The sequence below is a fragment of the Amycolatopsis halotolerans genome (genome assembly GCF_042647905.1).
Lineage (GTDB): Bacteria > Actinomycetota > Actinomycetes > Mycobacteriales > Pseudonocardiaceae > Amycolatopsis > Amycolatopsis halotolerans.
Genome location: NZ_JBHRWI010000081.1, coordinates 1 through 22,349, shown reverse-complemented (window position 1 = coordinate 22,349; position 22,349 = coordinate 1). Strand labels below are relative to the sequence as shown.

At 68.8% G+C, this 22,349-nt stretch carries 20 protein-coding genes; 15 read left to right on the top strand and 5 right to left on the bottom strand.

What is annotated here, in order from left to right; genetic code table 11:
* Positions 1 to 56: 56 nt before the first annotated feature.
* The 3 genes from ACFORO_RS46050 (at position 57) to ACFORO_RS46040 (ending at position 2,529) form a co-directional block, all read left to right on the top strand.
* Positions 57 to 980, top strand: a complete 924-nt coding sequence (locus tag ACFORO_RS46050) for an ATP-binding cassette domain-containing protein (RefSeq protein ID WP_377874487.1) — start codon at positions 57 to 59, stop codon at positions 978 to 980.
* Entirely contained in the window at positions 980 to 1,807 is an 828-nt protein-coding gene (locus ACFORO_RS46045) for an ABC transporter permease (protein WP_354745019.1), read from the top strand. Before ACFORO_RS46050 ends, ACFORO_RS46045 begins: the two co-directional genes overlap by 1 nt.
* A 149-nt stretch (positions 1,808 to 1,956) precedes the next feature.
* Positions 1,957 to 2,529, top strand: coding sequence for a hypothetical protein (locus tag ACFORO_RS46040; RefSeq protein ID WP_354745021.1), 573 nt, complete (start codon positions 1,957 to 1,959; stop codon positions 2,527 to 2,529).
* A 132-nt stretch (positions 2,530 to 2,661) separates the two neighbouring features.
* On the opposite strand, the gene ACFORO_RS46035 is transcribed toward ACFORO_RS46040, so the two are convergent.
* On the bottom strand, positions 2,662 to 3,429 hold the full coding sequence (locus tag ACFORO_RS46035; RefSeq protein ID WP_354745023.1) for an AfsR/SARP family transcriptional regulator: 768 nt from the start codon (positions 3,427 to 3,429) through the stop codon (positions 2,662 to 2,664).
* 274 nt (positions 3,430 to 3,703) lie between these two features.
* Here ACFORO_RS46035 and ACFORO_RS46030 point away from each other — a divergent pair, with 274 nt between their 5' ends.
* Positions 3,704 to 4,321: a ScbR family autoregulator-binding transcription factor gene (locus tag ACFORO_RS46030; protein WP_354745025.1), complete on the top strand. Its 618-nt coding sequence runs from the start codon at positions 3,704 to 3,706 to the stop codon at positions 4,319 to 4,321.
* Between the two features lie 103 nt (positions 4,322 to 4,424).
* Here ACFORO_RS46030 and ACFORO_RS46025 read toward each other — a convergent pair whose 3' ends face one another.
* A complete protein-coding gene (locus tag ACFORO_RS46025) occupies positions 4,425 to 5,051 on the bottom strand; it encodes a ScbR family autoregulator-binding transcription factor (protein ID WP_354745027.1) in 627 nt (208 codons plus the stop codon).
* 183 nt (positions 5,052 to 5,234) lie between these two features.
* Here ACFORO_RS46025 and ACFORO_RS46020 point away from each other — a divergent pair, with 183 nt between their 5' ends.
* The 4 genes from ACFORO_RS46020 to ACFORO_RS46005 all read left to right on the top strand — a co-directional run bounded on the left by ACFORO_RS46020 (position 5,235) and on the right by ACFORO_RS46005 (position 9,267).
* On the top strand, positions 5,235 to 6,203 hold the full coding sequence (locus ACFORO_RS46020; protein ID WP_354745029.1) for a ScbA/BarX family gamma-butyrolactone biosynthesis protein: 969 nt from the start codon (positions 5,235 to 5,237) through the stop codon (positions 6,201 to 6,203).
* Positions 6,200 to 7,165: an NAD-dependent epimerase/dehydratase family protein gene (locus ACFORO_RS46015; RefSeq protein ID WP_377874492.1), complete on the top strand. Its 966-nt coding sequence runs from the start codon at positions 6,200 to 6,202 to the stop codon at positions 7,163 to 7,165. The genes ACFORO_RS46020 and ACFORO_RS46015 overlap by 4 nt, the downstream gene beginning before the upstream one ends.
* Positions 7,166 to 7,319: 154 nt before the next feature.
* A complete protein-coding gene (locus ACFORO_RS46010; RefSeq protein ID WP_377874494.1) occupies positions 7,320 to 8,228 on the top strand; it encodes a ribonuclease Z in 909 nt (302 codons plus the stop codon).
* Positions 8,229 to 8,427: 199 nt separating this feature from the next.
* Positions 8,428 to 9,267, top strand: a complete 840-nt coding sequence (locus ACFORO_RS46005) for a phosphotransferase family protein (RefSeq protein ID WP_377874496.1) — start codon at positions 8,428 to 8,430, stop codon at positions 9,265 to 9,267.
* A 215-nt stretch (positions 9,268 to 9,482) separates the two neighbouring features.
* On the opposite strand, the gene ACFORO_RS46000 is transcribed toward ACFORO_RS46005, so the two are convergent.
* A complete protein-coding gene (locus tag ACFORO_RS46000; protein WP_377874498.1) occupies positions 9,483 to 10,022 on the bottom strand; it encodes a GNAT family N-acetyltransferase in 540 nt (179 codons plus the stop codon).
* Between the two features lie 305 nt (positions 10,023 to 10,327).
* On the opposite strand from ACFORO_RS46000, the gene ACFORO_RS45995 reads away from it, so the two are divergent.
* The 5 genes from ACFORO_RS45995 to ACFORO_RS45975 all read left to right on the top strand — a co-directional run bounded on the left by ACFORO_RS45995 (position 10,328) and on the right by ACFORO_RS45975 (position 19,051).
* Positions 10,328 to 11,299: an alpha/beta hydrolase gene (locus tag ACFORO_RS45995; protein WP_377874500.1), complete on the top strand. Its 972-nt coding sequence runs from the start codon at positions 10,328 to 10,330 to the stop codon at positions 11,297 to 11,299.
* A 961-nt stretch (positions 11,300 to 12,260) separates the two neighbouring features.
* Positions 12,261 to 15,611 carry a TM0106 family RecB-like putative nuclease gene (locus ACFORO_RS45990; protein ID WP_377874503.1) on the top strand — a complete coding sequence of 1,117 codons (3,351 nt, stop codon included), beginning with the start codon at positions 12,261 to 12,263 and terminating at the stop codon, positions 15,609 to 15,611.
* Between the two features lie 1,132 nt (positions 15,612 to 16,743).
* Positions 16,744 to 17,859, top strand: a complete 1,116-nt coding sequence (locus ACFORO_RS45985; protein ID WP_377874505.1) for an FAD-dependent oxidoreductase — start codon at positions 16,744 to 16,746, stop codon at positions 17,857 to 17,859.
* A gap of 121 nt (positions 17,860 to 17,980) precedes the next feature.
* Positions 17,981 to 18,223 carry a PLDc N-terminal domain-containing protein gene (locus tag ACFORO_RS45980; RefSeq protein WP_354745045.1) on the top strand — a complete coding sequence of 81 codons (243 nt, stop codon included), beginning with the start codon at positions 17,981 to 17,983 and terminating at the stop codon, positions 18,221 to 18,223.
* 36 nt (positions 18,224 to 18,259) lie between these two features.
* Positions 18,260 to 19,051, top strand: coding sequence for a nuclear transport factor 2 family protein (locus ACFORO_RS45975; protein ID WP_377874508.1), 792 nt, complete (start codon positions 18,260 to 18,262; stop codon positions 19,049 to 19,051).
* A gap of 54 nt (positions 19,052 to 19,105) precedes the next feature.
* Here the strand turns inward: ACFORO_RS45975 and ACFORO_RS45970 are convergent, their stop codons facing one another.
* On the bottom strand, positions 19,106 to 19,621 hold the full coding sequence (locus tag ACFORO_RS45970) for a lytic polysaccharide monooxygenase auxiliary activity family 9 protein (RefSeq protein WP_354745049.1): 516 nt from the start codon (positions 19,619 to 19,621) through the stop codon (positions 19,106 to 19,108).
* A 238-nt stretch (positions 19,622 to 19,859) separates the two neighbouring features.
* Here ACFORO_RS45970 and ACFORO_RS45965 point away from each other — a divergent pair, with 238 nt between their 5' ends.
* The gene (locus ACFORO_RS45965; protein WP_377874510.1) at positions 19,860 to 21,215 is read left to right on the top strand and encodes an NAD-dependent succinate-semialdehyde dehydrogenase; all 1,356 of its coding nucleotides are present in this window, start codon (positions 19,860 to 19,862) and stop codon (positions 21,213 to 21,215) included.
* A 40-nt stretch (positions 21,216 to 21,255) separates the two neighbouring features.
* Here ACFORO_RS45965 and ACFORO_RS45960 read toward each other — a convergent pair whose 3' ends face one another.
* Positions 21,256 to 21,507, bottom strand: a complete 252-nt coding sequence (locus ACFORO_RS45960; protein ID WP_377874512.1) for an AMED_5909 family protein — start codon at positions 21,505 to 21,507, stop codon at positions 21,256 to 21,258.
* Between the two features lie 176 nt (positions 21,508 to 21,683).
* Between ACFORO_RS45960 and ACFORO_RS45955 the strand changes: the two genes are divergently transcribed.
* A partial coding sequence (locus tag ACFORO_RS45955; protein ID WP_377896780.1) for a GntR family transcriptional regulator occupies positions 21,684 to 22,349 on the top strand: 666 nt, incomplete at its 3' end.

Genomic DNA, 22,349 nt, shown 5'->3' with positions numbered 1-22,349 from the left:
GGCCCACTTGATCCCGACAGTTTCCCCGCTTGACCGAACCGAGGAGAGGTAACCCGATGGTCACCGGCTACGCAATCGAAGCACGGGGGCTGCGCAAGTCCTACGGCGATGTCGACGTCCTGGAGAGCGTCGACCTCAGCGTCGAGCGGGGCACGATGTTCGCGCTGCTGGGCCCCAACGGCGCCGGCAAGACCACGACGGTGCGGATCCTCAGCACCCTCCTGGAGGCCGACGGCGGCACCGTGACGGTCAACGGGCACGACGTCGCCAAGCGCACCCGCAAGGTCCGCGAGCAGATCGGCCTCACCGGACAGAACACCGCGGTCGACGAACTGCTCACCGGCCGCGAAAACCTGGAGATGATGGGGCGGCTGTTCCACCTGCCGATCGCGCGGGCGAAGGAGCGGGCCACCGAGCTGCTCGCGCAGTTCGACCTCGAAGAAGCCGCCGGCCGTCCGGTGAAGACCTACTCCGGCGGCATGCGGCGCAGGCTCGACCTCGCGATCAGCCTGATCACGTCGCCGCCGGTGCTGTTCCTCGACGAGCCCACCACGGGTCTCGACCCGCGCAGCCGCTCGGCGATGTGGGACGCGATCCGGAAGCTGCTCGACGGCGGCACCACGGTCCTGCTCACCACGCAGTACCTCGACGAGGCCGACCAGCTCGCCGACCGGATCGCGGTCATCGACAAGGGCCGCGTCGTCGCCGAGGGCACCGCCACCGAGCTGAAGCGCCGGGTCGGCACCGAACGGCTCAAGCTGACCTTCGCGTCGGCCGCCGAAGCGGGCCGCGCGCAGCAGGTCACCGGCGGCGTGCTGCTGGACGAGACGGTCAGCGTCCCGATCGACCACCCCGGCCAGGTGCGCGCGACGCTCAACCGGGTCGCCGACGCCGGGCTCGAGCCCGCCGGGATCGAGCTGTCCGAGCCGACGCTCGACGACGTGTTCCACACCCTCACCTCAACCGCGGGAGCGAAGTGATGACCCAGACCTTGTCCAGGGAAACCGAGGGGGCGCGGATCCCCGCGGCGCCCGAGAGCGCCGGGCTGGCCTCGGTGCTGTCCGACTTCCGCGTGCTGATCGGGCGCAACGTCAAGCACATCACGCGGAACCCGGAGATGCTGCTGCAGGCGGTGTCGCTGCCGATCGTGCTGCTGCTGCTGTTCCGCTTCATGTTCGGGCCCGCGATCAACGTGCCCGGCATGGCCTACGTCGACTACCTGGTGCCCGGTCTGCTGGCCATCAGCATCGGCTTCAACTCGACGACCACGGTCGTCGGCGTCGCCGCGGACCTCACCCAGGGCCTCGTGGAACGCTTCCGCTCGATGCCGATGTTCGGCCCGGCCGTGCTCGTCGGCCACGTCGTCGCCGGGATGCTGCGCAGCCTGGTGTCGTTCGTGATCATGGTGGCGATCGGCTTCGCGATCGGCTTCCGCCCCGGCGGCAGCGCACTGGGCTGGCTCGCCGCGATCGGCCTGCTGGTTCTGTTCGCGGCAGGCGTCTTCTGGCTGGCAGTACTGCTCGGCTCGATCTCGAAGACGGTTGAGGGCGCCGGCGGCCTCGGCATGATCCTCGTGTTCGTGCCGTACGCCTCCAGCGCACTCGTGCCGACCCAGGCGATGCCCGGCGTGCTGCGGGTGATCGTGGACAACCAGCCGTTCACGGTCCTGATGGACGCCGTCCGCGCCCTGATGAACGGCACCCCCGCAGGCGGTACGGCGTGGCTCGCCCTCGCCTGGTGGGGCGTGATCACCGCCGCGGCCTCGTTCCTCGCGGTGCGCAAGTTCAACCGGCGCACCAAGGGCTGAACCACTTTTCACCGCTGAAGGGCGACCCGCGTGCCGCGGGTCGCCCTTCAGGCTTGCCTAGGGGACCCCGATTCCGCTAGGTCCGCTTTAGATCGGTCCGGCACTCTCTGTGGAGTAGAGAGGACCACTGCGTGAAGTGAGGTGGCGACATGCCGACCCAGGTGATGGAAAAGCCGGTCGATCCCGTGGCCGCGTGGCTGGCCCCGCTAGCCGACGACCCCGCGGGCGCCGTCGCGTTCCTCTCGGAAGTAACCGACCGAGTGTCGAGGTCCCACGGCTCCGGCCGGATCCTGGTCCCCGGCGGCGGCCCGGTAGCGGACGCACTGGCCGGAGAAGGCTACGAAGTCCACTTGGAACCGGGCCCCCGCTTCGACGCGGGATACCTGGGCGCGGACGTGCTTTCCCGCCTGCCAGACCAACGGGATCAGTTGCGCGCCATCGGCCGCTACAGCCGCCTCCTGCGCCCCGGCGGCGCCCTGGTGGTGCAGGGCCGCCACCCAGACCCGGCCTGCTGGACCGCAGACGCCCGCGTACGGGCCGTAGACGACGTGCGGCAGATCGTGCACTTGGCCGACGCCGCGCTGCCGTTGCGGTACGTGTGGCCCGCTGAACTGGACTTGATGGCCGAGCTGGCCGGTCTGGCGTTGGACAGCCGCTGGGGCGGCTGGTACGGAGAACCGGTTACGTGCGGCGGTTTCGTAGTCTCGGTCTACCGCAGCTAGGGGTGTCGTGAGGGGAACCCTGAGGGACTCAGAGTCCCTCAGGGTTCCCCTCAAGGCTTTTCTCCGCGCCCGCGCACAAAAGGACCCGGCCTCCCGCCGAAACGGAAGACCGGGCCACCCCCACGACCAAGCTCAAACAGCGTCGGACATCTCCCCGACAAGAATGCTGTGATGCAGCTTCCGCAACGAGCTCCCCGGCTCAATCCCCAGCTGCTGCACCAAATTCTGCCGCGCGGACGCGAACGTCTCCAACGCCTCAGCCCGCCGGTTGGACCGAGCCAACGCGGTCATCAAGTACTCGGTAAACGTCTCCCGAAGCGTATGCTCCTTGGCAAGCGCCGACAGCTGCCCGACAACCTCACGATGCCGCCCGATGAGCAGCTCCGTTTCCATCAGCAGCTCCAAGCAGCCAAGCCGACTCTCCTCGAGCAGCGTGGCGTACGCCTGAACATCGGGGGAGTCGGTGAAGCCGCCGAAAGCCGCCCCGCGCCACAAATTAGTAGCCTCCCGCAACACCTTCGCAGCCTGTCCGTAGCCACGATCCCAGTGCAACGCCCGCCCCTGCTCATACAGCCGCGTGAACCGATCAGCATCAAGCTCATCGATCCCCACGTGCAGCGAATACCCCCGCGGACTCGTCACAACAGGATTGTCTTCCGCGCAATCACCGCTGCCCCGCAACAGTTTCCGCAGCTGCGACACATACACGTACAACGCCGCACTAGCCCGTGCGGGCGGATGCTCGCCCCAGATCTCGCCGATCAAATGCTCAGCGGTCACGACCTGGTTGTTCTTGGCCAGCAACACGGACAGCAAGGTCTCGATCTTGCGAGCCCGCGGGGCGCAGACGCCGGGCCGGCCGCTCACTCTGATCTGTCCGAGAATTTCGTAGTTCAGCATGACTGCCCTCCGGTGTCTCTCGCGCCGGACCCGCCCGGCGGCGCCCCCAGCGCCGCTGCCTGCCGGTCCGAGCCGGGTCCACCACTGGACCATAGCAAACCGGGAGGTCGGTTTTCAAGACAAAACCGGGAGGTTGGTCTGTTTTGATCTTGAATTCCCGGCGGGAGCCAGGTAATCGGCCGGAATCTCTGGTAAACCGGGCGGTCGGTATGTCATGATTGGGCGGTCGGGACGCACACCGTGCCGTTCCCGGCGCGAGACGATGGGGAAGACGGTGACGAAACAGGCCCGTGCGGAGCTCACCAGGCTCTTGCTGCTGGACGCCGCCGCGGCGCTGCTGCACCGCGACGGCTACGCGGCCACGAGCATGGTGGACATCGCGCGCGAAGCGGGCGTGACCAAGGGCGGCCTGTACTTCCACTTCTCGTCGAAGGACGAGATCTGCGACGAGGTGCAATCGGCGGCCGTCGCGGTCCTGCACGGGCACGTCGCGCGGGCGCGCGGGCGCCGTCCGCATCTGCGCAGGCTGGCCGACCTGAGCCGGGCGCTGATGGGCTGGCTCGCCGAAGACGCGAAGGTGGGCGCGAGCTTCCGGCTCGCCCGCGAAATGGGCTCGAACGACCCGCGGTTCGTCGCGTTCGTCCGCGCGTGGCTCGGCCAGGTGCGCGCGCACATCGCCGCCGCGCACGGGGCGGGGGAGTTGAGCCCGCACGTCCGCCCGGACATGGCGGCGCTGCTGGTCGTGGTGACCTGCGTCGGCCTGGAATCGGCGGCGGCGAGCGGGACGATCCCGGCCGGCACGGACCTGGCGAGCACGCTTTCCGAGCTGTGGCGGGTGATCGAGGCGGCGCAACCGGCGGATTCGACCACAGCTGAGGCGACCGGCGCCTGAGCGACGGCTCTGCCGGGTCGATCTCCGCGACGCGCGGCGATCGTGCCGTAACACAGTCAGGCTCGCAAACCGACCGCCCGGTTCAGGCCCGTGACCCCGGATCTCACTCGGCGTCGGGGGGAAAGGTCCCGGCCGGATCGAACTTGTGCAGCCGCCGGGGCGGGACGACCGCGTTCAGGATCGTCTGCCACATGAACGTGGCCCGCTCGTGCAGGTCGGTCCGCCCGGTCAGCACCTGCGAGCTGAGCTGGGTGCCGGTGAACGACGAGACCACGTACTGCGCGAGATCGTGTGCGTTGATGTCTTTCCGCACGTCACCGGCCGCTTTCGCGGCGAGCAGGCAGCCGTGGATGGTGTCGATCCACTGCTTGTACGCGCCCGCGGCGGGCGTGACGAACGAACCCTGCTCGATGACCAGCCGGATGCTGGCGCGCACGCGGACGTTCTTGCGCAGGCTGTGCCCCATGTTCTGGGTCAGGTCGATGACCGTCTGCAGCCCGGGGCTCTCGATGTCGGCCAGCGGGTCCCACACGGTGAACTGCTCGTTGATCAGCGCGTCCGCGAGTTCTTCCTTGGACTTGAAGTGGAAGTACAGCGCGCCCTTGGTGACTCCCGCCTCGGCGAGGATGTCCGACAGGCTCGCGCCAAGGAAGCCGACCGCGTCGAACCTGGACGCGGCAGCGTCGAGGATGGCATTTCGGGTCTGCTCCGCGCGTTCCTGGCGAGCCACTGTGACTCCTCTCGGGGGGGGGATCGCGGGCCCGATCCGGGCCACGCTGACACACCAGTCTACCGCCGCGTGGCCCGCGGGGCCAGAGAAAAAAACCGGTAGGTAGGTATGGTTTTGTCCGCTCGTTTCCGCTAAAAATGTTGTGGGGGTACTGGGGAAGTACTTTTTTCTGGGAGGACCGACATGGTCGGTACGCTGTTAGAGGAGTCTGTCGGAAGAACCTTCATCATCAACGGCGAAAGTTCGCCGGGCGGAAGCCCGGTCGACTTCCAGCAGACGATCCCGCGCAATCTCGTGCACCGCGCGGCCGTCTCGGAAGTTTTCGTCACTGATCTGAACATCGTGGGCGAGGACCGGTTCGAAGTCGGCGCGCAGTGGCCGCGCCGGCACGGGTTCTTCGGCCCGCGCACCCCGGGATCGCACGATCCCATGCTGTACCTGGAAACGTTCCGCCAGGCGATCATGCTGGTCGCGCACCGCGCGTACGGCGTTTCGCTCGGCACCGTGTTCGTCGGCGGCCGCAAGACCAGCGCTATCACCCCCGAAGGGCTGGTCACCGCGGGCAGGCCGATCGATGTGGTGCTGCGGGTGAGCGTCCAGGACGTGATCCGCCGGGGCAACAACGTCGGCGGCATGCGGTTCGAGTTCGGCTGCTTCCGCGACGGGGAGCTGATCGGCACCGCTTCGGAGACCATTCGCTGCGTGTCCCCGGCGGTCTACCGCCGGTTGCGCGGCGATCACTTCGCGGCGACGCCGTTCCAGGCCATCGCGCTGCCCACCGTGGAACCGGTGCTCGTCGGCCGGGAACGCGAGGAGGACGTGCTGGTCGCGGAGACCGCGACGCCCGGGACCTGGTCCCTGCAGTTCGATCCGGACCACCCGGTCCTGTTCGACCACTCGGTGGACCACGTCCCGGGCATGGTGCTGCTGGAAGGCGCGCGTCAGGCGGCGTTGCTGACGCTCGGCGACCCGTACGCACTGCCGTTGCGCACGGACTTCGATTTCTCCGTCTACGTCGAGTTCGACTCGGAATGCCTGCTGGTGGCGGAAGAAATCGGCGTCGACGCGGACGGGTCCCGCCTGGTGCGCGTGGTGGCGGAGCAGAAGGGCCGTCCCGTGGCGAGCGGCACCCTGGCGATGCGCAGGTCATGACTGCCGGCCTGGGGGCGGACAGTACGACCGGGGAAATCCTCGTCACCGGGGCGACCGGGTTCATCGGATCGGCGGTGCTGCGGGCGTTGCTCGCCCGCGGCGCCGCGGTCCGGGTGCTGGCGCGCGGTGCGGTGCCGGAGTGGATCACGCGATCCGGCGCGCGGATCCACGAAGGCGATCTCACCGACGCTGCCGGGCTGGCCGGGGCGTGCACGGGCGTTGCGACGCTCGTGCACGCCGCGTCCCGGATCGGCGGCACCGAAGAGGAATGCGCCGAGGTCAACGACCGCGGCACGGCCCGGCTCCTCGCGGAAGCGCGGCGCGCGGGCACGCGCCGGATCGTGTACCTGAGCACCTGCGCGGTCTACCGCGACGGCGAGCATCGAGGCGCGCCCGAGGACACGCTCGACCTCGGGCCCGCCTCGGCCACCAGCCGCACCAGGTTGGCCGGGGAACAGCAGGTCCGTGCGGCGGGCGGGATCGTTCTGCGGCCGCACCTGGTGTACGGCGACGGCGACCGGCACGTGGTCCCGACGCTGGTGAAGTGGCTGCGTGCGGTGCCGGCGTGGGCCGACGGCGGCAGGTCCCGGACATCGGTGGTCTCGTCGTGGGATCTCGCTGCCGTGCTCAGCGCGTTCGCACTGGACCCGGCACTGGGCCGCCCCGGCGAGGTGTTCCACGTGGCCGACCCGGAACCGGTGCGGATGCGCGAGCTGCTCGAAGCCGTCTGCACCCTGCTTGACCTGCCGATTCCCAGCCACGACCGGCCGCTCGCCGAGCACCGGGCCCGCACGCCGTGGCTCAGCGAGCACCAGCGGTCGCTGCTCACCCGGGACCATTGGTATGCCAGCGAAAAGGTCTGGAAGGTCACCGGGGTTTCTCCCGGGCCGGGACTAGGCGTCCGAATGGCTCAGTCCCGGAACTGGTATCGGGAAACGCTGGCAATTCCCGAGGCCGGGTGAAGATCGAATTCGCGGAAAGTGATCGACCGAATTCAACCGGCAATTATTCGCGGCGCGCGGCCGTCCGGGGAATTTCATCCCGGACGGCCGCCGCTGTTTCCGCGGAGTTCATTTCGGTGGCGTCGGACCCGGGAGCGGCGCGAAGATGATCGTCATGTCCCGACGCGAGCTAGTCGTGCTGGGGTCTGCGAGCCAGACGCCGACCCGGCACCGCAACCACAACGGCTACCTGCTGCGCTTCGACACCGACGGGGTCCTCTTCGATCCGGGCGAAGGCACCCAGCGGCAGATGATGTACGCCGGCGCGACGGCGAGCGAACTCACGCACCTGTGCGTCACCCACTTCCACGGCGATCACAGCCTCGGCCTGGCCGGCATCATCCAGCGGCTGTCGCTGGACGGCGTCGCGCACCCCGTGCGCTGCCACTACCCAGCGTCCGGCCAGGAGTACTTCGACCGCCTGCGGCACTCGACGTCGTTCCACGAACGGGCCGAACTGGTCCCGCTGCCGATCACCAAGCCGGGCCCGCTGGGCGGTGCCCTGTCGGCGTACCCGCTGGAACACCGCATCGACTGCTTCGGCTACCGCTACACCGAACCAGACGGAACCCGAATGCTGCCGGACGCACTAGCCGCCGCGGGCGTCCAAGGCCCGGCAGTACGAAAACTCCAGGCCGATGGCGTTTTCGAGACAGCAGACGGCGTGGTCCGCCTGGAAGACGTAAGCGTGCCGCGCCGGGGCCAAGTGGTCGCGTTCGTGATGGACACCCGCCTGTGCGCGGGCGCGTTCGCCTGCGCACAACAGGCGGACCTGCTGATCGCCGAATCGACCTTCCGCGCCGACGACGCCGATCTGGCCTACCGCTACGGCCACCTGACCAGCACCGACGCCGGCCGGCTAGCCGCGGAATCGGGTGCCCGGGAGCTGCTGCTGACGCACTTCTCGCAGCGTTACCCGTACGACGAGGCGGACCGGTTCCGCGACGAGGCCGCGAAGGTGTTCGACGGAGAGATCCACGTGGCCCGGGACTTGGACGTGGTGCCGCTGCCTCCTCGACGGTGAAGCGCCTCCGCGGCGGCGAGGCACCTGCGCGGCGGCGCGGCACCTGCGCGGCGGCGAGGCACCTGCGCGAGGCTGAGACACCTGCGCGAGGCTCAGACACCTGCGCGAGGCTGAGGCACGTGCGCGACTGTGAAGCATCTGCGCGGGCGGTGAGGCATCCGCGCCGCTGAGCGGTGGCCGCATCCGGCAGACTCGCGGAATGCCGCACCCGGTCCCCGCCGACCTGCTGGAAATCGCCGAAACACTCGTCCCCGGCTTCGCCGCCGGCCCCGCCCGCCTCGCCGCTCAGGGAAACATGCACCACGTCGTGCTGCTACCCGGCGTCGCCGCCGTGCGAATCACCAAGCGCCCCGACGCCGCCGCCGAACTACCGCACCGAGCCGAGATCCTCCGCACCGTCGCCGCAGCCGGACTGCCCTTCGCCGTGCCAGAGCCGCTGACCCCAGTGACCAGGTTCGGAGACCGCGCCGCCGTCGCAGTCTCCTGGATCGACGGCGAGGGCCTGCCAGAAGGCGTCGGCGACCCAGCGGCGTTCGGCCCGCTCTTGACGGCACTGCGCGAGGTTGAGCTCTCACCGAAGCTCGAAGCCGTCCTTCACCGCCCGCGCACCTACGCCAACGGCCTGGGCTGGGCGGAGATCTTGGAAGACGTCATCCCGCGCCTGCCCGAAAAGTGGCAGCCCCGAGTTCAGCAGCGACTGGACACGCTCCTCGCCCTGGACGAGGCACCCGCCCGGCTCGTCCACGGCGACCTCGGCGGCAGCAACGTCCACTTCGACGCCAATGGAAAGCTCACCGGCGTCCTCGACTGGGACCTGGCGATCCTGGCGGACCCAGCCGTAGACGCAGCACTAGCCGCGACCTGGCACGGCTGGGACGTCCTCCGCGGTGCCGCCGACGAGGAGACCTTCCGGCGCGCGCAGGCTTGGAACGACCTGATCGGCGTCGAGCATCTGCACGCGGTCTTCGCAGGCAAACCCCTATCGAACGTCGATGGCTTCGTCCGAGCCGTCGTCACCTGGCTAGAGACACGCGGCTAGCGACTCCTCGGCTCGAGACGGCGCGTCGGAGGAGGACCGCCGGAACGGGTTCGCGCGCGGGGACCGGCAGCCACGAGCCCGTGGCGTCCACCAACGAGGCTGGCTCTGCTTGCCTGTTCGGCCCACCGCCGCCACTTGCTCGCCGCCGAGGTGCGGTTAACAGCTCCGGCTGGCACTCAGCCTCCCGAGATGCGGTTAACCGCTCCGACTGGCACTCAACCTCCCGAGGTGCGCAAGTGCCGGTGCCCGCTGACCGGAAAGTCCGGAGGCGCGGGCGGCAGCAGCCCGTCGAGGACGTAGCCGCACTTCTCCGCGACCCGACAGGACGCCGGGTTGTCCTCGGCATGCAGCAAGTCCAGCCGGCTCAACGAAACGAACCGCTGCGTGCCGAGCGCCCACCGCGACGCAACTTCCAACGCCCGAGCAGCGATTCCCCGACCCCGAGCCTGGGCGGCGATCCAGTACCCGACCTCAGCGGCCCCAGCGTCCCGAACCTTCACGACGACGTGCCCGAGCGGCATGTCGTCGTCAGCCGCCACCGCGAAACTGAACTGCGTCGCGGACTCCCAGCCGGATACCTGTGCGTCCAACCACCGCCGGGCGTCGCCGTCCTCGGCGAGAGGGGCCATCAACCGGCGGCGCAACAGCGGATCACGATGCGCGGCGACCAGCGCCTCCCGATCCTCCGACCGCCACGGCCGCAGCCGCAAGGCTGCCTGGGATTCGGTTCGGGGCAGGGAAAGGATGACCGTCACGACCGCCCATTCTGCACCCGTCGAGACTTGTCCCGCCCGGAGTCTGCCCAAAGTCCTTACCCGACACCGGCTTCGAGCGCGATCCCCGAGAAACTCAGCACAGGATGCCCAGGCAGTCAGGTAAACTCGCGACATGCTCATCGAGGTGGACAGAGGCTAGCCGCCGGGTTCTCGGCGGCGTACCGGCCGACGAGTGCCCTGCCAGCAACTCTTTCCACCACCCCTCTCTCCTCGCGCGCTCCGACGCGTGCGCTCAGCCATGCGCCGGTACGCCGCGAGGAGATCGATGACGCTCAGGAGCACTCATGACGCAGGAAATGCCGCGTCCCCCTTTCGATCCAGAACTAGCAGCGGTCCTGCCGACCCTCGACGGCGGCGTACCGGTCGGCATGACAGCAGACCAGCTGCCGCACTACCGAAGCCTCCCTTTCCCCACCATCGAAGAACAAATCGCCGACCGCCCGGTCCGCTGCACACACCACACGATCCCCGGTTACGGCGGCGTGGCGATCGAGGTCTCTGTCCTTGCGCACGTGGACCACGACATCCCAGGCGTCGGGATCTACCACCTACACGGAGGCGGAATGGTCATGGGAGACCGCTTCGCCGCCGCAGGCCCGCTGATCGACTGGGTGCTGAAGCACGACGCAGTCGCGGTCACCGTCGAATACCGGCTAGCTCCGGAACATCCCGACCCAGTACCCGTCGAGGACTGCTACGCGGGCTTGCGATGGATGGCCGCCAACGCCGACGCTCTGCGCTTCGCCCCCGACCGCGTGATCATGTTCGGCGGCAGCGGCGGAGGAGGTCTCGCCGCCGGAACCGCGCTACTGGCACGCGACCGCAACGGCCCGCCGCTGCTAGGCCTGCTGCTGCAATGCCCGATGATCGACGACCGCAACGAGACAGTGTCGTCCCGCCAGTACGACGGCACCGGCGTCTGGGACCGCACAAGCAACCTGACCGCATGGACAGCAGTCCTAGGCGACCGCCGCGGAACCGCCGACGTCTCGCCCTACGCAGCAGCCGCCCGGGCAACTGACCTGAGCGGTCTCCCGCCAACCTTCATCGACGTCGGCGCGGCGGAGGTCTTCCGAGACGAGGACGTAGCCTTCGCAAGCTCCATCTGGGCCTCCGGAGGCGACGCAGAACTCCACGTCTGGGGCGGTGCGTTCCACGGCTTCCACGACCTAGCACCACAATCCGCCCTGGCCAAAGCGTGCGTCACGGCGCGCGAGTCCTGGCTCGAGCGATTGCTCAACCGCCCGACGCCGTAACGGATGGCGCGCCGCCCTGCCGAGACTGTCGGGGTGGCGCGCACCTCGCGCGACGACATGGCCGACAACGCCGCTCGCCTCGCGGGACGACATGATCGACAACGCCGCTCGCCTCGCGCGACGACATGATCGACAACGCCGCTCACCAGCAGGTTCCACGACCTCGCGCCAACGCCCGCTCTGGCAGAGACACGCGTCGTCGCCCGCGAGCCTGGCTCGGCGATTGCGTGGCCGTTCCACGCTGCCATCCGCATCGCCGCCGACGGCGCTCCTCCCTGCCGCAGTCACCGGGGCGGTGCAACTCGCCGGGCGGCATGGTCGACTGCGCTACCCGCCAATGGGCTCCGGCCTCCACGACCTGGCACCCAGGTTCGCAGCACCCGAGGCAGGTTTCGCCCGTGAGTCCAGACTCCGTCGGTCGCCCGGTCGCCCGGCCACCTCGGTGGTCAGGTCGCTCGGTCACCCGGCCACCTCGGTGGCCAGGTCACTCGGTGGCCAGGCAGTTCCGTGCCGTAGCGAATCGCGAGTCGCCTGCCGAGTTCGCCCGGACGGTGTGCACCCCGCCGAACGACACGACCAACCCCGCCAGCTCGCAGATCACCAAGAGCTACTCAGCGCAGACTCCAAACGAGAGCCACCTCCGATCAACCGCACCACGTCAACCAACCGCACCACGCCCGTCTAACAGCATCACCTCAGACCAACCGCGCCACCCGCGACCAACCCACACCACGTCAGGCCAACCGCTCCACCCGCGACCAACCACACCACCTCAGACCAACAGCGCCACCAAGCCCACTCTCATCTCCTCACAACCTCGGCTCCAGCACTCACCTCCGCCTCCTCAGCTCCCGCTCCTGACCACCTCAAGATCATCCCACCCACCACCGACAATTCCGGGCGGCGTGTCGCCACCCCGCCTCGCAAGGGGTCACCATCGCGCGTGACAGACTGCCGGGCGATGTACACGCCGTCTGATCTCGCTGACCTGCTCGAATGCGAGCACCGGAGCATCCTCAAGCAGGCGCTGGCGGCGGGGACACCCGGCGCGCCGCGGCCCAGTTCCGCACCCGATCGGCTGGCGGTGAAGCACGGGCGCGCGCACGAGGCGGCCACGCTCAACCGGTTGCGCGGCGAGCGGACGCAGGTCGTCGAGATCGAGGAGCACGATCCGGTCGTCGCGGCGAAGGCCACCGAGGAAGCGTTGCGCGCGGGCGCGCCGGTGGTCTACCAGGCGGTGTTCCACGACGGCGAGTTCTCCGGACGCGCCGATTTCCTCCTGCGCGACGACCAAGGCCGCTACGAGGTCTACGACACGAAACTCGCCCGGCACGCCAAGCCGTCCGCAGTCGTGCAGCTCACCGCGTATGCCGACGCTCTGCGCCGCGGCGGCTGGCCCACTGGACCGGAGATGCACCTGCTGCTCGGCGACGGCAGCACGCGCAGCCTCCGCGTCGACGACTTCCTCCCGCTCGTGGACCGCCTGCGCGACCGGTTGCAGGACCGTCCGCCGCAGTTGCCGGACCGGGTCTGGGCCGACGAGCGTCCGGCGTGCACCGGATGTGCGTTCGCCGACCACTGTTCGTCCGCGCGCGAGGCCGACCGGGACCTGTCGCTCGTCGCCGGGATGCGCAGCGAGCAGCGGCGCAAGCTGGTGACCGCCGGGCTCGGCACCATCGACGCGCTCGCCGGCTCCGAACCCGCCGACCGTCCGCGTGACATGTCCGAGGGCACGTTCGCCTCGTTGCGCGCGCAGGCCGCGATCCAGGTCCGCCAGGACGAAACCGGTGAGCTGGCCTACGAAATCATCGCCCCGGGCGCGCTCGCCGAACTTCCCGAAGCCAGCCCCGGCGACGTCTTCTTCGACATGGAAGGCGACCCGTACGCCGTGGCTGGCACCGGCCTGGAGTACCTCTTCGGCGCGGTCACCCCGGACGAGCGCTTCACCCCGTTCTGGGCGCACTCGCGCGCGCAGGAGAAACGGGCGTTCGAGGAGTTCATCGACTTCGCCACCGCACGGCTCGCGGAACACCCCGACGCGCACGTCTACCACTACGCGCCGTACGAGGTCACGGCGATCAAGCGGCTCGCCGCCGTCCACGGCACGCGGGAGGAAGCTGTGGACGAGCTGCTGCGCAGCGGCGCGATGATCGACCTGTATGCCGTGGTACGCAAGGCTTTGCGGGTAGGACAGCGGTCGTATTCGATCAAGTATTTAGAACCACTGTACATGCCGGAAGCCCGCGACGGCGAGGTAAAAACGGCAGCGTCGAGCATCGAGGCATACGAGGACTACCTGACGCTCTCCTCCGCCGGGAACACCGAACAGGCCGACGAAATCCTGCGCGGCATCGCGGATTACAACGAGTACGACTGCGTCTCCACCTTGCGCCTGCACGAATTCCTCCACCGCGTGCGCGCCGAGGCCGGAATCGACCTGGCCGAACCGGACCCCGAGTCCGAAGTGGACGCTCTCCTCCGCCGCACCGAAGAAGAGGAAGCCGCCCAGCGCCGGGCCGAACGCGCCGCCGCGATGGCGGCTTTGGTCGACCCGCTCCTGGACGGCCTCCCCGAAGACCCCGCGGATTTCACTCCCGACGACCACGCCCGCGCGCTGCTGGCGGCGTCCGTCGGCTACCACCGGCGCGAGACGAACCCCGCGTGGTGGGAGTTCTTCCGGCAGTTGGCCGCCCCGCTCGGCGACCTCGAAGTGGACACGACCTGCGCGGTCCCGGTGTCGGTGACCGCGGGCGAGTGGGTCCCGCCGTCCGGCCGGCTGCGCACCGCGAAACGCACGCTGGCCGTGCGGTGCGACCCGGACCGTCCGCATCCGTTCGCACCCGGCGACGACGTGCGATTGCGTTACGGCGCCGATGCTCGCGACGCGAAAGTCGTGTCCGCGACGGCCGTCGAAGTGACCCTGGAAGAGAGCAGCGCCCCGGATCGGACGTCCAACGACCTTCCCGCCGCGGTCCTGCCGGGCAGCCCCGTCCGCCCGTCGCCGAAGGACGAGGCGGTAGCCGATCTCGCCCGGCTGGTGGGGGAAACGCTGCCCGCGCTGCCGTCACACCCCGGCGTCGACCTGCTCCGCCGCGTCCCCCGGTTGCGCGGCGGTTTGCCCGAACCGGGGGAAGATCTGGTCGCCACGGTGATCACCGCGGTCGATCAGCTCGACGGTTCCGTGCTCGCCGTCCAGGGCCCGCCCGGAGCCGGAAAGACTTACCTGGCCGGGAAACTCATCGCGCACCTGGTGCGTTCGGGCCGGACCGTCGGCGTCACGTCGAACAGTCACAAAGCGGTCGAGAACGTGCTCTCGGCGGCCATGGAGAACGCGCCGGAGATGGCCTGCGCCAAGCGCGCGAAGCGGACGCCGGACCCGGAATTGCCTTGGGAACAACCGAAAAACAACAACGCGCTGGTACGCTGGCGTGAAGAACACGACACCGGTCACCTGGTCGGCGGCACGGCTTGGACGTTCGCCAACGCCGCCGTGCGCGAAGAACCCTTCGACGTCCTGGTGATCGACGAAGCCGGCCAATTCGCCCTCGCGGACGCGCTGGCGGTGTCGATGTGCGCGAAAAACGTTGTGCTGCTGGGGGATCCGCAGCAGCTGCCGCAGGTGGTGCAGGGCACGCACCCGGCAGGCGCGGAGGCGTCCGCGCTCGGCCACTTGATCGGCGACGCGGACATCATCCCGCCGGAACTCGGATATTTCCTCGACCTGACGCGCCGCATGCACCCCGCCGTGTGTGCGCCGGTTTCGAACCTGTCGTACGCCGGTTTGCTGCACTCGCATCCCACTGCGGAACGTTCGGTCGACGGCTTCCCGTCGGGTCTCTACCTGGCGACGGTCGAGCACAGCGGGAATACCACGCGTTCGGTGGAGGAAGCCGAGGAAGTGGTCTCGGTGATCAAGTCGCTGCACGGCCGTTCGTGGGAGGGCCGACCGCTCACGGACGCTGATTTCCTAGTCGTAGCCCCGTATAACCTGCAGGCGCGAGTAGTGACGCGCGCCCTGTCCGACGCTGGTTTCGGCGACGTCCGGGTCGGCACCGTCGACCGGTTCCAGGGGCAAGAAGCACCCGTTGTGGTGACGACAATGACGTCCTCTTCGGCGGTAGACTTGCCGCGAGGCCTTGATTTCTTGTTGTCCCGCAACCGGTTGAATGTCGCTCTCTCACGCGCGCAGTCCGTGGCGGTCCTGGTGTGCTCCCCGAAGCTGCTCGAGGCGGACATCAGAACGGTGGACCAGATGCGGCTGGTCTCCGGGATGCTCGGGTTGCTGCGGGATGCCCGCGAGTGGATCGACTGACCCGCGCCGACTGAGCTGTGCCGAGTGGCCTGCGCCGAGTGGCCTGCATCGACTGGGCGGCACCGACTGGCCGGCGCCGACTGACCCGCGCCGACTGACCCGCGCCGACTGACCGGCGCCGACTGAGCTGCCTCGACGGACCCGGCGTCGAAGGGATTGGCCTTGGGGGTGCCCGCCCGGCCGGTTCGGTCGGGATCCGGCGGCCGGGCGGGCACATGTCCCCGCTCGCGCGACCGTGGGGGAGGGGTGGCGCGGCGAGCGAGGTGGTCTGAGCGCCCCGCGCGTCCGGCTTGCGGGAGCCGGAGCGGGGGGCGCGGGATCCCCGTCCGCGCGGGGCACTGGGGGAGATGCCGCAACGGACGGGGTGGCTGGGAGAAACCGGTGTGTTCGGTGCGGACAGTCCTACCTGGACCGTCCCGCGCACCGACGGCTGACCGGCGGACTCGGCTCGGTTGTCGGTGTTGCCGCTCTTCGGTACAACTCGTTGCGGGCCAAGAACATTCCCGCGGCCGGGGGTGTGCTCCCGCTCTCCTCCGGACCGGCTGGGGGTTACCAGGCCGGCGGGAGCAGGAGCACCGGATCCCGTTCCGCGCCTGGGGGGAGCAGTCGCGCGGAGCGGGTAGTTCTGCGCCGGTACGGGGGCCGCCTCGCGGCGAGTGGCACGACCAGGCTCCGGCCGGACCGGTATTCCTGGAAGGCAGAAGGTGAGGCCCGGGGGCACCTCCGTACCGACACCCTGTACAACGCGCCAGCCGCGCGAATGTTCCGGCCCCATAAGGTGATCTGGATCGCCACCAATCGAGTGACCGCTTGGTCGGCTCGGGTAGCCGAAGACGGCTGACCCTCGATCAGGTTGCGCCGCTTGGCGAATCGTTGTGCATTCGCCGCCGAGTCAGCTTGCCGAAGCTGTTCCTCGACTGGAGCATCCGCTGCCCGCTGCCCGCTGCCCGCTGCCCGCTGCCCGCTGCCCGCTGCCCGCTGCCCGCTGCCCGCTGCCCGCTGCCCGCTGCCCGCCAACGCGGGCGCGGGCGCGGGGGCGGTTGACGACCGTCACTCCATCGCGAACTTGTTCGTAACGAACATGTTCGTTAAGCTCAAACCAGTCATCCACGAAAGAGAAACGGAGCACCTCATGAACATCACCATCGTCGGCGCCGGCCTCGGCGGTCTCAGCCTCGCCCGCGTCCTGCACGTCCACGGCATCGAAGCCACCGTCCTAGACCTTGACGCCTCCCCGTCCGCCCGCGCGCAGGGCGGCATGCTCGACATCCACGACGACTCCGGCCAGGTCGCCCTCCGCGCCGCCGGTCTACACGAGGAATTCCGTGCCCTGGTCCACTCAGGCGGCCAGGAGACCCGCGTCTACGACCGGACCGCAGCCCTCCTCTTCTCTGAAGCGGACGACGGCAGTGGCGGGCGCCCGGAGATCGACCGCGGGGCCCTGCGCGACCTCCTCCTCAGCTCGCTGCCGGAAGGCACCGTCCGCTGGGGCACGAAGGTCGCCGCCGCGGAGTCGCTCGCTGACGGGCGGCATCGCCTCACCCTCGCTGACGGCACGTCGCTCACCACGGACGTGCTCGTCGGAGCCGACGGCGCCTGGTCGCGGATCCGTCCGCTGGTCTCGCCGGAGAAACCGGCCTACACCGGGATCTCGTTCGTCGAGATCGACCTTCTCGACGCCGATTCCCGGCACCCAGAGGCGGCGGCTCTCCTCGGCGGCGGCATGAGCTTCGCGCTCGGCGAGGACAAAGGCTTTCTCGCGCACCGCGAACCGGACGGCAGCCTCCACGTCTACGCTGCCGTGCGCGTCCCGGAAGCCTGGGCCGCGTCCATCGACTTCACTGATCGCGACGCCGCCAAGGCCGCCGTGCTGAGTCACTTCGACGGCTGGTCTGACCAGCTCCGCGCCCTGGTCACGGACGCGGACAGTGACCTGGTCCCGCGGCTGATCCACGCGTTCCCCGTCGAGCATTCGTGGGCGCGGGTGCCCGGCGTCACGCTGGTCGGCGACGCCGCGCACCTGATGTCACCGTTCGCCGGGGAGGGCGCGAACCTCGCCATGCTCGACGGTGCCGAGTTGGGGCTCGCGCTAGCCCGGCACCCGGGCGACGTCGAACGTGCGCTCGCCGAGTACGAGGCTGCGTTGTTCCCGCGCAGCGCGAAATCCGCGACGGAGTCGGCGCAAAGTCTCGAGAGCTGTTTCCGCGCTGACGCACCGGCGGCTTTGCTCGAGCTGTTCGGAGCCTGATGTCCACAGTGGACGCGTGTACGACTTAAGCGGTACCCGGATCGAGCCGTCAAGCCGATCCGGGCGAGGCGGTTCGGCTCGCACAATGGGCTTCAGCCCGCTGTGAGAGAGGAAACTCCTGATGACCGCCGTCCTGGCCGACACCGTCCATCAAGGCCTGCACTTCGCCGCCGTCGCCGGGATGATGGCGCTGGTGGCGTTTCCGGTCCTGCTGTTCCTCGGCGCGCTGGTGAGCGTGCTCGGCAGTCCGCTCGGCGGCGGGATGAAGTTTGTGTGGGTGATCTTCGCGTTCTGCGCGCCGTTCATCGGGCCGGTGCTGTGGTTCCTGGTCGGCAAGAAGAGCGCGGAGGCCTCGTTCCGCTGACACAGGATGTCAGTGGAGCGCGGTTAGCGTCCGGGCATGGATCACGAGATTGACGCCGGCGCGTTCGCCGACCGGTATGTCGCAGTGTGGAACGAATCCGACCCGGCCGCCCGCCGCGCGGCGATCGCCTCGTTGTGGGCCGAGGACGGGGTCCAGTTCACCGAGTCCGCGGAGTATCGGGGCCATCGGGAGCTCGAGCGCCGGGTCGATGAGGCTTTCGAGGAATTCGTTGGCGGGGCGGGGTTTGTGTTCCGGTCCGCCGGAGACGCGGTGGGCCATCACGGCGTGGTCCGGTTCAGCACCTGCATGGTCCCCGCGGCGGACGGGGAGGTCGCCTGGACCGGCTTCGTCGTGGCTGAACTGGGCGAGGACGGCCGGATCCAGCGCGACTGCCAGTTCGCCGAGCCGCCGCTTCCCGCGTTTCCGGACGCCCGCACGACGGCGGACGAATTCGTGCGCAGGCTCGCGCAGGGCGACCCGGACCGGATCGCGGAGCTTTTCGCGGAACCGGTCGACTGGCGGGTGAGCTGGCCGGAACCGGAGCATCCCGCTGTGCCGTGGATCCGCCCCCGCTCCACCCGGGCGGACGTCGCGGACCACTTCAGGACGCTCGGAAGCGCCTGTGCTCCCGAAGAAGTTCGGGTCGACCGAATCCTGGTCCACGGGCCGGACGCGGTGCTCGTCGGAACGAGCGCCCAGACAGTCAAGCTGACCGGCAAGCGTTTCGCGACGAGCTTCGCGGTGCACGTGACCGTTGGCGGCGGATTGATCACGCAGTATCACGTTTACGAGGACAGCCTCGCCGTCGCCGAGGCGTTCGCCGGATGAAACACCGGGCAGCCGGAGCGGGGATTCCGCCCGGCTGCCCGGCATTTCGCGCGGTCAGGAAACGTTCAAGTCGATGCAGGCGTAGAACGCGTTGCCGGTGTCAGCGATGTTCCACACCGCGAGCACCTTCTGCTGTCCGGTGTAGCCGCTCAGGTCGACCTGGTGCGAAATGGTTTCCGGCGGGGCCTGGTCGTTGCCGCTGAAGCTCGCGACCTGGGTGCCGCCGATGAAGTACTCGTAGTCGCTGGTGCGGTGGCGCGCGGTGAACACCCAGTTGAAGGTGACCTGGGTGCCGACCTGGGTGACCTTCCAGCCCTTGCTGTCGTCGTCGAGGTCGGCGAACCGGTCGTTGCCGCCGCTGCAGCTCTGCAGGCCCTTGGGCCCTTCGACGCTCTGCGGTTCCCATTTGATGTCGCCGCAGGACACCGTTCCGTCCGCGCATTGGGCCTGCCTGCTCGGCGGGGAGTTGACGTAGCCGTGCGCGCTGGCGATGCCGGGGCCGATCAGCATCAGCACCGGGGCGAGGGCCGCGCCGCCGAGTGCGGCGAGCATCGTGCGTTTGCGGGGCATGGTGGCTCCTTTGAAGCCGGGCCCGCTCCCGCGCCGGAGGGCGGCCGGACGAGCCACGGCACGACCGACGAGCCCGCGGTGGGGTGGAGCGCGGGCGGAGGGGGGTGGGGAGATTTGTGGTCTAGACCATACTCGACCGCCCGCTCTCGGTCAAGAATCAGCTACCCTGCGTCATCTATACACGGGATACTGTATGCAATAGGATGTCGCCGAGAATGCCGACCGCAGGGAGACCGCGATGTACACGGTGACCGACCCGGCAACGGGCCAGCTGATCGAGGAAATCGAGAACGCGACCGACGCGGAGGTTCGCGCGGCGATCGAACGCGTCGGCCACGGATATCGCAGCTGGCGGGACCGTCCGGTGGCGGAACGAGCAGCGATCGTCGCCCGCGCCGCGGACCTGTTCGCGCAGCGCGCGGACGAGCTGGCCGCCATCATGACGCTGGAAATGGGCAAGCGCGTCAACGAGGGCCGCGGCGAGGTCGGGATCGTCGTGGACATCTTCCGTTACTACGCGGAGCGCGGCCCGGACCTGATCGCCGACCAGCCGCTCGCCATCCGCGGCGGTTCCGCGGTGATCCGCAAGGAACCGATCGGCGCGCTGCTCGGGGTGATGCCGTGGAACTTCCCGTGCTATCAGGTGGCCCGGTTCGTCGCGCCGAATCTGGTGCTGGGCAACACGATCCTGCTCAAGCACGCGTCGATCTGCCCGCGTTCGGCGCTGGCTATCGAGGCGATTCTGCACGAAGCAGGCGTTCCGGACGATGCTTACGTAAACGTCTTCGCCTCGAGCCGTCAGGTTCCGTCGATTCTTGCCGATCCGCGCATCCAGGGCGTTTCCCTGACCGGCAGCGAACAAGCCGGTATCTCCGTGGCGGCTGAAGCGGGCCGGAACCTGAAACGATGCGTACTGGAACTGGGCGGCGCGGATCCCTTGCTGGTGCTCGACACCGCGGATTTGGACGAAACGGTGCAGGCTGTGGCGACCGCGCGGATGCGTAACTGTGGGCAGTCCTGTAACGCGCCTAAGCGGATTATTGTCCAGTCTGACCTTTATGAGGAATTCGTGGACCGCTTCACGAAGCGGGTCGCGGACTATTACGTCCCGGGGGATCCGGCTGACCCGGCTGCGAAGCTGCCGCCGCTGGCTTCCGTCGCTGCTGCTGACGAGGTCGCTGGTCAGGTGGCTCGCGCGGTGGAGCAGGGCGCGACGCTGCGGACCGGTGGGCGTCGTGGTGAGGGGGCTTATCTGGACGCGACCGTGCTGACTGATGTCACGCCGGAGATGGACGCTTACCGGGAGGAGATCTTCGGTCCGGTGGCGATCTTGTTCTCTGCTGATTCGGATGACCATGCTATTGAGATCGCTAATGACTCGCCGTTCGGTTTGGGCGCGGCGGTGTTCGGCACGGACCCGGTTCGGTTGCGTCGCGCGGCGGATCGGCTGGAGGCAGGGATGGTGTATTTCAATAAGTCCGGCGGGTCGCAGGCGGATTTGCCCTTCGGCGGGATCAAGCGCTCGGGGATGGGGCGGGAGTTGGGGCCGTCGGGGATTGAGGAGTTCATGAACCAGAAGTCGATCCGGCTTTGAGTCGCAGTCGCGGCACAGGGGTGCTGGTGTCTAATGTGGACTAACTCGGTTCGCTCTCGACCTCTTTGGGCGGCGGGGAGAACCGTGCGGCCTGACGCTCTTCGTAGTCAGCCCAGTACAGGGCTTCGTGATGATGCCAGCGGTCATGGTCCGCGACGGTTCGGTACATCCGCGCGTTCGTGAGGTGGAACCCCGCCCAGTCCGAACGGGTAGCGTCCGCTGCGGGCCGCCGGATCGTCGCGGAGGCGTGCGCGTCATGCAGTGTCGCTGGTTCAGCTCTGGCCGCCATCATGGATGCCTTTCCTCTGAGGTGTCTGACGTCTGGAACCTGGGGGACCGGTCACCGAATTAGAGGTAGTCCTATTGAAAACCTCGCGGGAAGAGTTGTCAATAGAAATACCTCTATCTAGTCTGATAGGTCGGGAGGTGCTGATACCGCTAGCGTTATCGCCGACGGAGGAGGACGACGTGGGCATTGGGTACCGCGACCTGGCCGCGATCCTGCGCGACGCGATCCAGCGGGGCGACTACGCCCCGGACTCGACGTTGCCGAAGCAGGAGGAACTGGCCGAGGAGTACGGCGTCAACGTCAACACCGTCCGCAAAGCCGTCGGTCTCCTGGAAGCCGAAGGGCTGGTCACGCCGATCCGCCGTCGCGGCACCGTCGTTCGCGCACGCCCGCCGATGAAACGCCTCGGTGCCGACCGCTACGCCAAGAGCAAGTGGAAGTACGGCGACACGGTGGCGTTCATTGCCGACCGCGAAGTGTCCGGTCGCGAGTGGAAGCCCACGGATCAGACCCAGACCGTTTCGCGGATCGAGGCGGACGCGGAGATCGCCGAAGCTTTGAGCATCGACGTCGGCTCGCCCGTCTACGAGCGTGCGCGTCTGGTCAAGGACGCGGGCCACCCGACGCACACCCTCTCCAGCTACTACCTGCCGGAAGATGTCGAGGGCACCCGCCTCGTCGACGACACTCCGGGACCAGCCGGTCGAGGCGGCGGCTTCCTGGTCCTCACGTTGCAGGGCCTCGAGCCGGACACGATCAGCGAGACTGTCTGCTCACGCATGCCCACGCCCGACGAGATCGAGACGTTGGAGCTCCTCGCCGGCGAACCGGTGATGGTCCTGCAG